At 60.7% G+C, this 14706-nt stretch carries 12 protein-coding genes; 8 read left to right on the forward strand and 4 right to left on the reverse strand.

Features of this window, described 5'->3' with window-relative positions; genetic code table 11:
* Window positions 1–10 precede the first annotated feature (10 nt).
* Window positions 11–1447, reverse strand: a complete 1437-nt coding sequence (locus tag FHT29_RS11055) for a glutamine synthetase family protein (protein WP_037199041.1) — start codon at window positions 1445–1447, stop codon at window positions 11–13.
* A 137-nt stretch (window positions 1448–1584) separates the two neighbouring features.
* Here FHT29_RS11055 and FHT29_RS11060 point away from each other — a divergent pair, with 137 nt between their 5' ends.
* The 3 genes from FHT29_RS11060 (at window position 1585) to FHT29_RS11070 (ending at window position 5922) form a co-directional block, all read left to right on the forward strand.
* Window positions 1585–2766 carry an NAD(P)/FAD-dependent oxidoreductase gene (locus tag FHT29_RS11060; RefSeq protein ID WP_047560979.1) on the forward strand — a complete coding sequence of 394 codons (1182 nt, stop codon included), beginning with the start codon at window positions 1585–1587 and terminating at the stop codon, window positions 2764–2766.
* Between the two features lie 155 nt (window positions 2767–2921).
* Entirely contained in the window at window positions 2922–3065 is a 144-nt protein-coding gene (locus FHT29_RS11065; RefSeq protein WP_167669525.1) for a hypothetical protein, read from the forward strand.
* Window positions 3066–3384: 319 nt separating this feature from the next.
* Window positions 3385–5922 (forward strand): methyl-accepting chemotaxis protein, encoded by a 2538-nt coding sequence (locus FHT29_RS11070; protein ID WP_047560982.1) that lies wholly within the window; start codon window positions 3385–3387, stop codon window positions 5920–5922.
* On the opposite strand, the gene FHT29_RS11075 is transcribed toward FHT29_RS11070, so the two are convergent.
* Window positions 5898–6155, reverse strand: a complete 258-nt coding sequence (locus FHT29_RS11075; protein ID WP_047560985.1) for a hypothetical protein — start codon at window positions 6153–6155, stop codon at window positions 5898–5900. The two genes, FHT29_RS11070 and FHT29_RS11075, sit on opposite strands and share 25 nt — an antisense overlap.
* A gap of 87 nt (window positions 6156–6242) precedes the next feature.
* Here FHT29_RS11075 and FHT29_RS11080 point away from each other — a divergent pair, with 87 nt between their 5' ends.
* Entirely contained in the window at window positions 6243–7115 is an 873-nt protein-coding gene (locus FHT29_RS11080; protein ID WP_047560989.1) for a LysR family transcriptional regulator, read from the forward strand.
* A gap of 33 nt (window positions 7116–7148) precedes the next feature.
* On the opposite strand, the gene FHT29_RS11085 is transcribed toward FHT29_RS11080, so the two are convergent.
* Complete coding sequence (locus FHT29_RS11085) at window positions 7149–8147, reverse strand: aldo/keto reductase (protein WP_037199033.1); 999 nt, start codon at window positions 8145–8147, stop codon at window positions 7149–7151.
* Between the two features lie 324 nt (window positions 8148–8471).
* On the opposite strand from FHT29_RS11085, the gene FHT29_RS11090 reads away from it, so the two are divergent.
* The 4 genes from FHT29_RS11090 (at window position 8472) to FHT29_RS11105 (ending at window position 12665) form a co-directional block, all read left to right on the forward strand.
* Window positions 8472–9560 carry a polyamine ABC transporter substrate-binding protein gene (locus FHT29_RS11090; protein ID WP_234903768.1) on the forward strand — a complete coding sequence of 363 codons (1089 nt, stop codon included), beginning with the start codon at window positions 8472–8474 and terminating at the stop codon, window positions 9558–9560.
* Window positions 9561–9789: 229 nt separating this feature from the next.
* Window positions 9790–10932 (forward strand): ABC transporter ATP-binding protein, encoded by a 1143-nt coding sequence (locus FHT29_RS11095; protein WP_168599668.1) that lies wholly within the window; start codon window positions 9790–9792, stop codon window positions 10930–10932.
* Window positions 10933–10934: 2 nt separating this feature from the next.
* Window positions 10935–11846, forward strand: coding sequence for an ABC transporter permease subunit (locus FHT29_RS11100; protein WP_168599669.1), 912 nt, complete (start codon window positions 10935–10937; stop codon window positions 11844–11846).
* A gap of 3 nt (window positions 11847–11849) precedes the next feature.
* A complete protein-coding gene (locus tag FHT29_RS11105; RefSeq protein WP_037199029.1) occupies window positions 11850–12665 on the forward strand; it encodes an ABC transporter permease subunit in 816 nt (271 codons plus the stop codon).
* 21 nt (window positions 12666–12686) lie between these two features.
* On the opposite strand, the gene FHT29_RS11110 is transcribed toward FHT29_RS11105, so the two are convergent.
* Entirely contained in the window at window positions 12687–14591 is a 1905-nt protein-coding gene (locus tag FHT29_RS11110) for an AsmA-like C-terminal region-containing protein (RefSeq protein WP_037199027.1), read from the reverse strand.
* Window positions 14592–14706: the final 115 nt, after the last annotated feature.

The following is a 14706-nucleotide window of genomic DNA, read 5'->3' on the forward strand; positions in this document are numbered from 1 at the left end:
GGCGATCCCTTCACACGTTGAGCAGAAGGAATTCCCGCTCCCACGGGCTGATCACCTGCATGAAGGTTTCGAACTCGCCGCGTTTGACACCGGCATAGATGTCGATGAATTCCTTGCCGAGGACCTCCTGGAAGGCCGGTTCGCCCTCCAGGAGCGCGATGGCTTCAAGCAGGCCGCGCGGCAGGTCGATCGAGCCTTCGTTGGCCGAATCCTCGGTCGGTGCCGTCGGCTCCACCTTCTTCATGATGCCGAGCAGGCCGGAGGCGAGCGAGGCGGCGAGCGCGAGATAGGGGTTGGCGTCGGAGCTCGGCAGCCGGTTTTCGACGCGGCGGGCCTGCGGATCGGAGACCGGCACGCGGAAAGCCGTGGTGCGGTTGTCGTAGCCCCAGGCATTGTTGACCGGGCAGGACATGTTCGGCGCCAGCCGCCGATAGGAATTCACATAGGGCGCAAGCATCGCCAGCGCATTCGGCACATAGCGCTGCATGCCGCCGATGAAGTGGAAGAATTCCTGCGACGGACTGCCGTCCGGATTGGTGAAGACGTTCTTGCCGGTCTCGATGTTCACGACGGACTGATGAATATGCATCGCCGAGCCCGCCTGGCTCTGCATCGGCTTGGCCATGAAGGTGGCATAGATGCCGTGCTTCAGCGCTGCCTCGCGAATGGTGCGCTTGAACATGAACACCTGGTCGGCAAGCTCGATCGGGTCGCCATGGCGCAGGTTGATTTCGAGCTGCGCCGGACCCTCTTCATGGATCAGCGTGTCGATCTCGAGACCCTGCTTCTCCGAGAAGTGATAGATATCGTCGATCAGTTCGTCGAACTCGTTGATGCCTGCGATCGAGTAGCCCTGACCGCCGAGAATCGAGCGGCCGGAGCGACCTTTCGGCGGATGCAGCGGATAATCGGGGTCGTCATTCTTGGCGACGAGATAGAATTCGATCTCGGGCGCCACCACCGGCTTCCAGCCGCGGTCGCGATAGAGTCCCAGAATCTGCTTCAGCAGGTTGCGTGGCGTATAGGAAACCGCGTGTCCTTCGGAATTGACGATATCGCAGATCACCTGCGCTGTCGGGTCGGTTTCCCAGGGGACGACGGAAAGCGTCGAGAGGTCCGGCACCAGCTTCAGGTCGCTGTCGCGCGGCTCGTAGCGGAAGCTCTCGGTTTCCTCCGGATACTCGCCCGAAATCGTGTGGCGGTAAATCGCGGAAGGCAGTGCCAGCGACGTATTGGAGGTGAATTTCGAGGTCGGCATCATCTTGCCGCGCGGCACGCCCGCAAGGTCCGGAGTGATGCATTCGATGTCCTCGATCCCGCGCGCCCGCAGCCACTGGGCTGCTTCCTTCCAGTTTGCCACGCCGCGTGCCGATCTCAGGCTAGGAGGTACCGTAGGGACTTTCGAGACAGGCACGGAAGCTTTCAGCGGGGTCTTTCTCGCAGGCATAAAACACCGTATTTGGATTGATCGGTGATTGCATCATAACCGCAGTTTGCCAATTGGCGAGGGGGAAAACCGCTCGGACTTTCGCCGTATGATGGAAAAATGATCAGTGAGCGCGGCGAATGATTAGGGGTTGAAGCGTGGTCGGCAGGTATGATGTGATCGTTCTCGGAGCGGGCGCGGCAGGCATGATGTGCGCCATCCGCGCCGGCCAGCGCGGGCGTTCCGTCGCCGTGCTCGACCATGCCGCGGCACCCGGCGAGAAGATCCGCATTTCCGGCGGCGGCCGCTGCAATTTCACCAATATCCATGCCGGCCCGAAGAACTTCCTGTCCGCCAATCCGCATTTCGCCAAATCGGCGCTGGCTCGCTTCACGCCTCGGGATTTCCTCGCCATGGTCGAGCGCCATGGCATCGCCTGGCATGAGAAGACGCTTGGCCAGCTCTTTTGCGACAACAGCGCCAAAGACATCATCCGCATGCTGACCGACGAGATGCGCGCGGCCGGCGCGCAACTGTTGTTGCGCACGGAAACAAGCGGGGTGGAACAGATTGACAGCGGCTATCGCATCAGCACTTCGGAGGGCACCTTCGAGGCACCCTCGCTGGTTGTCGCGACCGGCGGCAAGTCGATCCCGAAAATGGGCGCGTCCGGCTTTGCCTATCGCATCGCCGAGCAATTCGGATTGCCGCTTGTCGAGACGCGGCCGGGCCTGGTGCCGCTCACGCTCGATCCGCAGCTCCTTCAGCGCATCGCGCCGCTTTCCGGCATCGCCGCGCCTGCCGAAATCCGCCACGGCAAGACGGCATTTCGCGAAGCCCTGCTCTTTACCCATCGCGGCCTCAGCGGGCCGGCCATCCTGCAGATTTCCTCCTACTGGCGGGAAGGGGAGGAGATTACCGTCGCGATCGAGCCTGACGTCGATGTCTTTGCACTTCTCAAGAAAGCAAAGCAGGCCAACGGCCGGCAATCGGCGCAAACAGCCCTTGCCGAGCTCCTGCCGAAGCGGCTGGCGCAGCACTTCGTCGAGGCTGAGGGCGTGTCAGGCAATCTGGCTGATCAGTCCGACAAGCGCCTGGAGCAGCTTGCGGCTGCCATTCAGTCCTGGCCGGTAAAGCCGTCCGGCTCGGAAGGGTATCGCACTGCGGAGGTAACGCTCGGCGGCATCGATACCAGCTGCCTCGATTCGAGGACCATGCAGGTGAAAGCCGCGCCCGGCCTCTTCTTCATCGGCGAGTGCGTCGATGTGACCGGCTGGCTCGGCGGTTATAATTTTCAATGGGCATGGGCGTCCGGTCATGTTGCCGGCGAGGCTGCGTGAGCCTCCATATTCAATGCCTTGTGCGCTCCGTCAGAAAATGGAACCGGCCTCTGGTTCTCGCGTTTTCCTTTCCTACATGTTTACTGAATACATTGGCAGTTGCCGAACAGACTATTTGCCGGTTATCGTGTCAGTGCGAAAATGGGAATATGCTCATGAACAAAACCAATCGTCGTGCTCGCGCCATTGCAATCGCTCAAACCCGGGATAACGCCAAGCTCCTGGCCGCGAGGCTTTTGATGCTGGCGATGGGTGCTACCGCGGCCTGCATCGCGTATCTGGCCGTGCGCGGCTATTGAGTTTAGCCGCTTTAGATGTCTTAGCCGTCATTGTCATGGCGGCTTTTGTCTGCGCGTCAATATTCTTTTCGACGCCTTCTTACTCGCATCTGTTCAGCTACGAGGCGCCCCGCCGGTGCCTTATCTGAAAATTAATCTATCAGACCGACAATTCCCGCAGTTTTATGGGGCGCTCGTCTGCGAGACCGAGCCGATGCAATGATTGCTTCCTGACACCACTCAGGACCCCGCCTGCGAAGATTTTCAAGATTGACGAGGATACGTCCGGCCAGCGCTGCGGAGGCGTCGGCGAGGGGAGCGGTGAGAGGTCTGAGCCACCATGTTGATTGATAGGATACTGTCTCGTTTCAAGATCAAGACGAAGGTTCTCATATTCGTCCTGCCCTTCGTCATCAGCATTTCCGCCGTCGGGCTCACCGGGCTCTATGCTTCCGGCCTGCTGCAGGGACGCATGGAAATCTCCAACAGCGTGCTGCAATCGCTGACTGGCTTCAAGAATCTCTATGGTTCCATGGATGACTTCCTGCGCATCACCAATACGCAGCAACGCGACAAGCTCTACGGGGATATCAAGTCCCAGCAGGGCGTGCTCAATGCGACGCTCGGCCAGCTCGGCGCGGATTCGGAGGGCCGCGACAATCTGACCGACGCAACCGCCAAAACGGCCGACACGGCCAATCTCGTCGGCAGGCTTTGGACGCTCCACGAGCAGGAGGTTGCGTACCGCAAGACCATCGACGACGCACAGCGAGCCTTGATCAGCGCCCGTTTCAACGTCAATTTCAACAGCCAGCAGCTGGAAGATCAGATGCGGCAGGATCAGGCCGACGCGACCTCGACATTGCGCGCCGCCGACCGCCTGCTGAAAGGCGGCGATCTGCTTGCCTCGGTTGCTGAGGATTTCAACAAGGGAGCGACGCCGGCCGACAAGGTCAAGCTTCTCAAGGACCGGCTGCCGGATCTGAACAAGGCCCTGCGTTCCATCGACCTTGCGCTGCCGCAGAACCAGAAGAGTGTCGTTCAGTCGCTGACAAGCACGATCAAGGATCTGACCACTTTCACCGAAAGCACCGATGCGCCGACCGATGACACCATTACCAATATCGGCCGTCTTCTCTCGCGCTTCCGCCAGACATCGACCTACACGCAGCTGACGGCGACGCAGATGATGCGTCAGGCGACCACGACCTTCGTATCGCTGGATGCCCGCGTCGCGCAGACCAATTCCGTTCTGCAGGATACCCGCCGCCTCGAAGATTCGGTCTACTCGCTGCAGCTCGTCCTCGCCGAGTTCAACGCCAATACCAACAAGGACAATCTCGTCCGCCTGCGCCAGGAAATCGCAAAGCTCGGCGGCGATATCGATACGCTGAACCAGAGCGCCAAGAGCATGGATTTCGCCGGTGATATCGATGCGGCCATCCGCCCGGCGATCAAGTCGATGGACGACGCCGGCGGCAAGCTGGTCGATACGATCACCCAGCGGGTTGCCGAATATGCAAGCGCCCGCCAGCAACTCGACCAGGTGTGGAGCCAGCTGACCGCCTTTGCCGAGACGCAGAAGCAGAGCGCCGGCTCCGAACGCGACCAGGCGAACTACATATCCATCCTGGCGACGGCTTTGGGTATCATCCTCTCGGTCGCCGGCGGTATCGCGCTGGTCCTCACCCTGCAGCGTCCGATCGGCCAGATCACCGCCGCCATGCGCCGGATCGCCGATGGCATGCTCGAGACGGCGATTTCCGGCGAGCAGCGTCACGACGAAATCGGCGACATGGCCCGCGCGCTCGGTATCTTCAAGGAAAACGCCATTTCGAAGATCCGCATCGAGGAACAGAGCGACGAGGAGCGCGCTGCCTCCGAACACGAACGTCAGCGCAACGACGCTGAAAAGCGCGAACTCGACCGCCAGATCGATTTCGCGGTCAGCGAGCTTGCAGCCGGTCTCGAACGCCTCGCGCAAGGCGATATTTCCGCCACGATCGAGACACCCTTCATCGGCCGCCTCGAACAGCTCCGTCAGGACTTCAACAGCTCGCTGTCGCGCCTGCAGGAGACGCTGAGCCAGGTCCGCAGCAATGTCGAGATGATCCAGAGCAACGGCAACCAGATGGCGGCCTCCGCCGAGGATCTGTCGAAGCGCACCGAGCAGCAGGCGGCTTCGCTGGAGCAGACCGCCGCCGCCGTCGACGAGATCACCGTCACCGTCCGCTCGTCCGCCGAGCGTGCCAAGGACGCGGATGCCATCGTGCGCGAAGCCAAGCGCAGCGCCGATGACAGCTCCGTGGTCGTCGGCAACGCCATCGATGCGATGGCACGCATCGAGGGCGCCTCGCGCCAGATCGAGCAGATCATCGGCGTCATCGACGAGATCGCGTTCCAGACCAATCTCCTGGCGCTCAACGCCGGTATCGAGGCGGCGCGCGCCGGTGACGCCGGTAAGGGCTTCGCCGTCGTCGCCATGGAAGTGCGCGAGCTGGCGCAGCGCTCAGCCGCCGCCGCGAAGGAAATCAAGGGACTGATCAACAAATCGACCCAGGAGGTCAATTCCGGCTCGCAGTTCGTGCAGGAGGCCGGTTCGGTCCTGGCGCAGATCAGCAGCCAGATCGTCACGATCAGCCAGCATGTGGAAATGATTGCCCGCGCCAGCCACGACCAGGCAAGCGCGCTGCAGGAGGTCAACGCCTCGGTCAACCACATGGATCAGATGACGCAGCAGAACGCCGGCATGGTGGAAGAGACCACGGCGGCAAGCCGCGAGCTGGCCACTGAAGCCGACGCGCTGTTGCATCTCATCCAGCAGTTCAAGATCGAAGCCGGATACAGCTCAGGCTATATGCGGGAAGAAGCGGCCTGACCGCAGCAACCATCATCATCGCAGGCGGACCGGTTGATCTCCAGCCGGTCCGCTTTTTTTGTCGCCTTGTAAGCGGCATACAGACGGTCGAGCACACGCCCGCCCCAGGGGAAAAGCGGCCAGGGATCGTGCCCATAGTCGAGGTAGAACAGATCCTCGTTGCGGCGCCATTGCTCCTCGCGCGCCCGGCATTGTAGTTCGATGGCCTTGGCCAAAGCGATGCTGTCCATCATGAGACATCTCCATGTTGTGGGCATCTCTTCAACTACACACAGAAATTTGCTTTATAAACAGCCGTTTTCGCCTTATGTTTTTCAATTATGAAAAACACGGCATGGGATTCCTATCAACTTTTCCTCGATGTCGCCCGTGGCGGCGGGCTGACGGGAGCGGTCGCGACCAGCGGTTTGAGCCCGGCAACGATCGGCCGGCGCATGCTGGAGCTCGAAGGGCAGATCGGCCGCCTGCTTTTCGAGCGCAGCCAGGCCGGCTACACATTGACCGGCGATGGCCAGGCGCTGTTCGACCAATTGCTGGAGATGGAGGCCGCGGCTCGCAAGGTGGATAGCTGGCAGCGCGATGCCCAGGGCGGCGCCGTCGTCCGGATCGCCGCCGGCACCTGGGTCGGCTGGCTGCTCAGCCAGAACATGCCGGTGATCTGCTCGGAGCGGGACGGCTTTCGCATCGATCTGCATCTTGGCGAGCGCCGCGCCAGCCTTGCCCATCGCGAAAGCGATATCGGTATCCGCGCCTTCGAGCCGGAGGAAGCCAATCTTGCCGCCATCAAGACCGGCGATGTCGCCTATGCCGCCTATCAGGCCCGCAACATGCGCTTTGCCGGACCGCAGCGCTGGATCGCCGTGGCGGAAGACGAGGCGGTTTCGGCCTATCTGCGCTGGCCGCATCAGAACCGGCGGCAGGAGATCGCCTTCACGGTCAGCCGCCCGCGGTCGCTTCATGATCTGGTGCTGGCGGGGTCTGGCATCGCGGTTCTGCCCTGCTTCGTCGGCGATCAGGAGCCGAGACTGGAGCGCGTCGGCGAGGAAATAGCAGCCCTCCGCCACCGGCAATGGATCGTCATGAACAATGCCGATCGCCATCGCCGGGAAATCCGCACCGTGGTCGATCGCATGACCCGGCTGTTGAAGAGTCATTCGGAGCTGTTTGCCGGCAAGCGCCCGACCTACGCGTGAACCGGCGGCGATGAACCGCCGGTTTGCTCTTGTTCAGCGAGCCGCGTCGCCCCAGCGATATTCGACGGTGGCGTCATCCAGCTTGGCTTTCAGCTCCGGATCGAGCTTGAGATCGATGGCGGCGAGCGTGTCCGTCAACTGATCCGGGCGGCTAGCACCGATGATGGCTGACGTAATGACCGGATTGGCGGCGACCCAGGCGACGGCGAGCTTGACGAGCGACTGGCCTGCCTCTTCGGCGATGCCGCGCAGCTTCTCGATCGTCGCGAATTCGCGTTCGTGCCAATAGCGTTGCAGGTAGTTGGTACCGGCGCTGCGCAGTTGCGAGCTGAAGCGGCCTTCGGTCGGTGCGACATCGTGCCTGTGCTTGCCGGTGAGAAGGCCACCGGCGATCGGATTGTAGGGGATGACGGCGATGCGTTGTTCTTCGGCAAGTGGCAGCAATTCCCGCTCGATTTGGCGGAACAGCAGATTATAGCGCGGCTGCACCGAGACGAAGCGGGCGGTGCGCAAAAAGTCAGCGCGGCCAAGCGCCAGGGCCAGCCGATAGGCCAGGAAGTTCGACACGCCGACATAGCGGGCCTTGCCGGAGCGTACGATGATATCGAGCGCTTCCAGCGTCTCGTCGATCGGCGTTTCGCGATCGTCGGAATGCAGCTGGTAGAGGTCGACGTAATCGGTGCCGAGACGCCGCAGCGAAGCGTCGATGGCATCGAGAAGGTGCTTGCGCGACGCGCCCTGATCCCAGGATGACGGGCCGACCTTGCCGACGGCTTTGGTCGCGACGATGAAGCGGTCGCGCTTGCCCTTCAGCCAGCCGCCGACGATCTCTTCGGTGCGGCCGGCAAGCTGCTCGTCGCCGCCAAGCGGGTAAACGTCGGCCGTGTCGATGAAGTTGACGCCGGCGTCGGCCGCCTTGTCGAGAATGGCGTGGGCTGTGTCTTCCTGCTCGATCTGCAGGCCGAAGGTCATCGTGCCCAGGCATAGGCGCGAGACGCTGAGGCCGGTATTGCCGAATTTTTGGTACTGCATGATGCACCCTTGAATTATGGGTTGGGTTTGCCCGCTGGGCAGGGCTGCGAAACGGGCGTGAGACTATTCTAGGAGTGAGACGCTACGATGTTAGCAAAGCTGGTTTCCGCATTCACGCAGGAAGCGGATCTTGAGTTCACAATCGCGTGCAAGCAGGAAGCGTCACCCTTTGCAATGCCGTTTCTCGGCAAATCCGCCAAAGCTCGTAATGGCTTGCTTTTCCCCCTTGTGGCGTTCCGATTTCCTTTCTAGTCTAACGGGAAAAACAGAGGGTTGGGTGTCGCCAAGATGCCCTTGAACAAAACAGGAGTGACTATGAAGTCCATGTTCGCACGGCTCGCAGCAACGGCTTTCGCGGTCGTTTCGCTGGCGACGGCCGCTCAGGCAGAAGACAAGGTCGTCAATATCTACAACTGGTCGGATTATATCGACGATTCGATCCTGACCGATTTCACCAAGGAAACCGGCATCAAGGTCGTCTACGATACGTTCGATCAGAACGAGACGCTGGAAACCAAGCTTCTGGCCGGCAAGACCGGTTATGACATCGTCGTGCCGACGGCATACTTCCTGCAACGCCAGATAAAGGCCGGTGTCTTCCAGAAGCTCGACAAGTCCAAGCTGCCGAATATTTCGAACATGTGGGATACGGTGCAGCAACGCATCGCCACCTACGACCCAGGCAATCAATACGCCATCGACTACATGTGGGGCACCAGCGGCGTCGGCTACAACGTCGACAAGGTGAAGCAGATTCTCGGCACCGACGAAGCGCCCGATATCGACGTGATCTTCGATCCCAAGCTCGCCGCCAAGTTCAAGGATTGCGGCATCTATATGCTGGATTCGCCGACGGACGCCATTCCGGCCGCCCTGCGTTATCTCGGCCTCGATCCGAATTCGACCAAGGCCGAGGATTTCAAGAAGGCCGAGGCGCTGCTGACCTCGATCCGGCCCTTTGTCCGCAAATTCCATTCCTCTGAATATATCAATGCGCTCGCCAACGGCGATATCTGCATCGCCTTCGGCTATTCCGGCGATGTGCTGCAGGCACGCAACCGAGCCGTAGAAGCCAAGAACGGTGTGAACATCGGCTACTCGATCCCCAAGAAGGGCGCGCAGATGTGGTTCGACGTCATGGCGATTCCCGCCGATGCGCCGCATGTCGCGGAAGCGCACGCCTTCCTCAATTACATCATGAAGCCGGAAGTCATCGCCAAGGCCAGCAACTTCGTCTCTTACGCCAACGGCAACAAGGCGTCGCAGCAGTTCGTCAACAAGGACGTGCTTGAAGATCCGGCTGTCTACCCGACGGATGAGGTCAGAAGCAAGCTGTTCACGCTCACCCCTTGGGATCCGAAAACACAGCGCGTCGCCACGCGCTTGTGGACAAAGGTCACCACTGGCCAATAATTCGAAGAGGCCCGGACGGCAACGTCCGGGCCTTTCCTTAGGAGGATAAGGTAAGAATGAAGAGCGTGCCGGGTAGGGGACGAGCCGGTGCTAGAGCATTTCCAGGAAAAGTGCGCAGCGGTTTTCCGTCCGGAATGCAAAAAAACAAGAAGATGGAGCGTTTTCGCGATTCGAAGAAAAGCGGAAATGCTCTAGGACAGCCCGCCCGGCATCCATTTGGGGATAGATGATGAAGTCACTCGGTAATATCCGGCGTTCCTTTGCTCCTTGGAACGATCCTTCGGCCAAGCCGTACATTTCCTTCAAGAACGTGACGAAGAAGTTCGGTGATTTCACCGCCGTCGACAATCTCTCCCTGGATATCTACAACCGCGAATTCTTCGCTCTCCTCGGCGCATCGGGCTGCGGCAAGTCCACGTTGCTGCGCATGCTGGCGGGCTTCGAACAGCCAACGACGGGCGAGATCGTGCTCGATGGCCAGAACCTTGCCGGCACGCCGCCCTATCGCCGCCCCGTCAACATGATGTTCCAGTCCTACGCGCTGTTTCCGCATATGTCGGTGGAAAAGAATATCGCCTTCGGCCTGCGCCAGGACGGCATGCCGAAAGCCGAGATCGACGATCGCGTCGCGCAGATGCTGAAGCTCGTAAAGCTCGAGCAATTCGCCAAGCGCAAGCCCAACCAGCTTTCCGGCGGCCAGCGCCAGCGCGTGGCGCTGGCCCGCTCGATTGCCAAGCGTCCGAAGGTGCTGTTGCTCGACGAACCGCTCGGCGCGCTCGACAAGAAGCTGCGCGAGGAGACGCAGTTCGAACTCATGGATCTGCAGCAGAGCCTCGGCCTCACCTTCGTCGTCGTCACCCATGACCAGGAAGAAGCGATGACCATGGCGGACCGCATCGCCGTCATGAGCCACGGCAAGGTGGTGCAGGTGGCGACACCGGCGGAAATCTATGAGGCGCCCAATTGCCGCTTCGTCGCCGACTTCATCGGCGATGTGAACATCCTCGACGGCAATGTCACCTCCGCGCAGTCCGGCATCGTCGAAATCGCTGTCGATTCCGCCCTCACGCTGCGCACCGCCTCCAGCGAGGCACCGGCCGCGGGAAGCCGCGCCAGCCTCGCTATCCGGCCTGAGAAGTTGAGGGTCACGCCGCGCCCGCCGGCCAACGCGTCGGTCAATGCCACCGAAGGCGAGATCTGGGATATCGCCTATCTCGGCGACATGACCGTTTTCCATGTGAAGCTGAAGAGCGGACAGGTGCTCAAGGCCTCGTCGCTGAACGCGGTTCGCGCCGTGGAAGAACCCTTCGCCTATGACCAGAATGTCTGGGTGTCCTTCGACGAAAATGCCGGCGTATTGTTGAAGGACTGATCATGAGAGCGCTCGGTTCCTCCCTCTATCAGCGCCTCGTCATCATCATTCCCTATGCTTGGCTGCTGATCTTCTTTCTCGCGCCCTTTCTCATCGTCTTCCGCATCTCGCTGTCGACCAAGGCGCTGTCCGTCCCGCCCTACGATCCGTCTTTCGCCTGGGCCGACAGCTTCGCCGACTGGTGGGACAAGCTGCAGACCATGTCGTTCGACAACTACGTATGGCTGACCGGCGATCCGCTCTATATGAATGCCTACATTCAGAGCCTTCAGATTGCCGGCATCTCGACGTTGTTGACGCTGATCATCGCCTATCCCATCGCCTACGGCATGGCGCAGGCGCCGCGCACGATCCGGCCCACTTTGCTGATGCTGGTCATCCTGCCCTTCTGGACGAGCTTCCTGATCCGCGTCTATTCCTGGATGTCGATCCTCAGCACCACGGGTCTGCTGAACCAGCTGTTGATGGCGCTCGGCATCATCCACGAACCGCTTGTCATCCTCAACACCAATACGGCCGTCTATATCGGCATGGTCTATTCCTATCTGCCCTTCATGATCTTGCCGCTCTATTCCGCGCTGGAGAAGATGGACGACACGCTGATCGAAGCGGCGCAGGATCTCGGCTGTACGCGGATCGGCGCCTTCTGGCGCGTCACCTTTCCGCTCTCCATTCCCGGCGTCATTGCCGGCTGCATGCTGGTCTTCATTCCGGCCGTCGGCGAGTTCGTCATTCCCGACATGCTCGGCGGCTCTGAAACCCTGATGATCGGCAAGGTGCTCTGGACCGAATTCTACAGCAATACCGACTGGCCGCTGGCATCGGCGGTGGCGACCATCCTGCTTCTGGTATTGGTGGTGCCCATCGTCTTCTTCCAGCATTTCCAGGCCAAAGCCGACGAGAAGGGGAGATAGTCAATGATCCGCTGGTCTCGTTTCAACATCGTCTCGGTCACCCTCGGTCTGGCCTTCCTCTATCTGCCGATCCTGCTGCTGGTCATCTACTCCTTCAACAGGTCTCGGCTGGTCACGGTCTGGGGCGGTTTCTCGACGCAATGGTATGTGCATCTGTTCAGCAACGACACCATGCTGAGCGCCGCCTGGCTGACGGTGCGCATTGCGCTGCTATCGGCGACCATCGCCACCGTGCTCGGCACTATGGCGGCACTCACCTTGGTGCGTTACACGCGTTTCCGCGGCCGAATCCTGTTTTCGGGCATGATTTATGCGCCGCTGGTCATGCCTGACGTCATTACCGGCCTGTCGCTGCTGCTGCTGTTCGTAGCGTCCGGCGTCGACCGCGGCTTCTGGACGATCGTCTTGGCCCACACGACACTGACCATGTGTTTCGTTGCCGTCGTCGTGCAATCGCGCCTGCTGACTTTCGATCGCTCGATCGAGGAGGCGGCGCTGGATCTGGGCGCTCCGCCGGTGCGCACCTTCTTCGAGATCACGCTTCCGATCATCGCGCCGGCCGTGTTTTCGGGCTGGGTCCTGGCTCTGACGCTGTCGCTCGACGATCTGGTAATCGCGACCTTCGCGTCCGGCGCCGGTGCCAAGACGCTGCCGATGCTGATCTACAGTCAGGTCAAGCTCGGCGTCACGCCGGAGATCAACGCCATCTGCACCATCCTGATCGGCGTCGTCGCCATCGGCGTCATCTGCGCTTCCATTGCGACCAAGCGTCGCGAGGTCCAGCGCCAAAGGGACGAGCACGCGGCGGCCGCAGCTTGAGACAAGGTTGCTTGGAGCGGACTATTGCTCTTGCGGCTGGGCCGGTTTCTGCAAAAGCGTCGTCACAGGCGAGACGACCGGATCCGGCCAAGTGCCGCCAATGAAGAAGGGCAGCATCGGCAGCTCCTCCGAATCGGCGGGCGCGGTTGCGTCGATCGCGCCTGACAGCGCCAGGCCATTGCTGCGGAAGGGAACGACACCATTCAATGTCACGGTTTCGTTCCGCCCGGCGATCGTGGCGTTCTGGACCTCGGCCGATCCCTTTGCGAAGCTTGCATCGACATTGATGCTGTCGAAATCGAAGGATCCGCCGGCAATGTCACTCATTCGGAAGAAGGCTTTTTCCGCCGCCAGACCCCGGAAGGTCGATATGTCGAATTGGCGGAAGGAGCCGGTGGTCGACTGGAAATGCATCTTTCCGGCGACGTCGCTGAGCGTGGCGACCCAGATCGGCTTGGAGGTGCTGAGCGCGAGGTCCAGCGACCCTGCTGTCATCAACGGCAGCGGGCCTGGCAGCTTCAACCGGGTAAAGAGCCCGCCGAAATCCGCATTGCGGATGGATATCTGCAATTTGCCGCCGCCATCGAAGTCTCCTGGAGCGACCTCCAGATGGGCGGTCAGCGAGCCCCCCTCGAAGCCGCTGTCGCCGATGTCGAATTTCGCCTTGCCGCCGGCGACGAGCAAGCTCGCGCCGATATTGTCGAACTGGAAGGGGCCGAGCGCCGCCTTGTTGGATGAAAGCGTCATATCGAGATCGAGCCGCTGCAGCGGATTGCCGTTCAGCAGCGCATCGAAGGCGGTCTCGGCGGCGAGACGCATGGAGAAGGCGGCCAGGAACGGATTGAGGTTCATCTGGTCGAAGGCGAGCGTGCCGGAAATCTTCGGCTTGCCGGCCGTGGTGTAGCTCAGATCCATGACGCCGGAGGCAGCGGAATCGTTGACCTTGAAATTCAGATTGTTGAAGCGCAGGCCGTTCTCGATCGCTGCTATATCGGCGTTGAGCGAGACGTTCTTCAGCGCATCGGCGGCCGGCAGGTGCTGTCCGCTCCACGCCAGGAAGGAAGGCACGTTGGGCACGCTGAGCTCGAGATTGCCGGCAAGCGTCGAAAGATCCGAGATGCTGGTGACGCCCGCATAAGTCCAGCTGATCAGCGGCGAAGAGAAACTGGTCCTGGCATCAACGCTCTTGCCGGCGAAAAGCAGCAGAGGCTGGGTGGAATCGAAGTTGAGCTTGATGTCCTGCCCATTGAAACGGGCGAGAATGACAGCCGTCATCGGGCGGGACAGCCGTGGCCACGATATGTCCGCATTGACGCCGTTCATCTTGTAGACGTTGCCGCTGCGATCGTCCGTCATCTCGACGCTGCCATCCTCGATGGTCAGCATGCCGATGGCGGCATCCTGGTCCTTGGGTATCGACACACCTTGGCTGGACGAGGACGCGTCCACCTGCTCGATCGCCTTGGAAAGGCGGCCTTCGTTCGTCCAATCGATGAGGCCGTTCTCGTCGCGCCGGATGTAGAGGGTCGGGCGCAGGAAATGGAACTCATGAAAATGCGCGCGTCCGCGGATGGCTGAAAGCAGTGAGAAATCCGCCGATAGGCTGTCGACATGGCCCAGTACCTTGCCGTTCTTCGTCGGCTCGCGGATCGTAACCTGATTGAGCGTCACGCGCGGCGTCGGCCAGAAATCGAGAGTGGGATCGCCCTCGATCTGGGCGCGGTATCCCGTCCATTCCGAAAGCGCCTTTTCGATGCCGGAGCGAACCAGCCCGCTGGAGATCAGGAAAGGCGCCGTCGCTCTGAAGACAGCAAAGATGATGAGGATTGTTAGAAGAATGATACCGGTTGTGCGAACGACGCTCGGCAGCCAGCGCGAGGCCGATCGCATCGTCAACCACCATTTATTGTTTCTCGACGCTCTCATATCCCGTGGAAACTCTCAAACTGATAGGGACGATCTGCCTATGCTTGCCGGATATAGGAAATGTTTAGCGGATGCAAACATTGCACACTGGAAATGCCCACAACTCCATGACTTT

Origin of the sequence: Rhizobium sp. SG741, from assembly GCF_012275435.1 — a bacterium.
GTDB lineage: Bacteria > Pseudomonadota > Alphaproteobacteria > Rhizobiales > Rhizobiaceae > Rhizobium > Rhizobium lusitanum.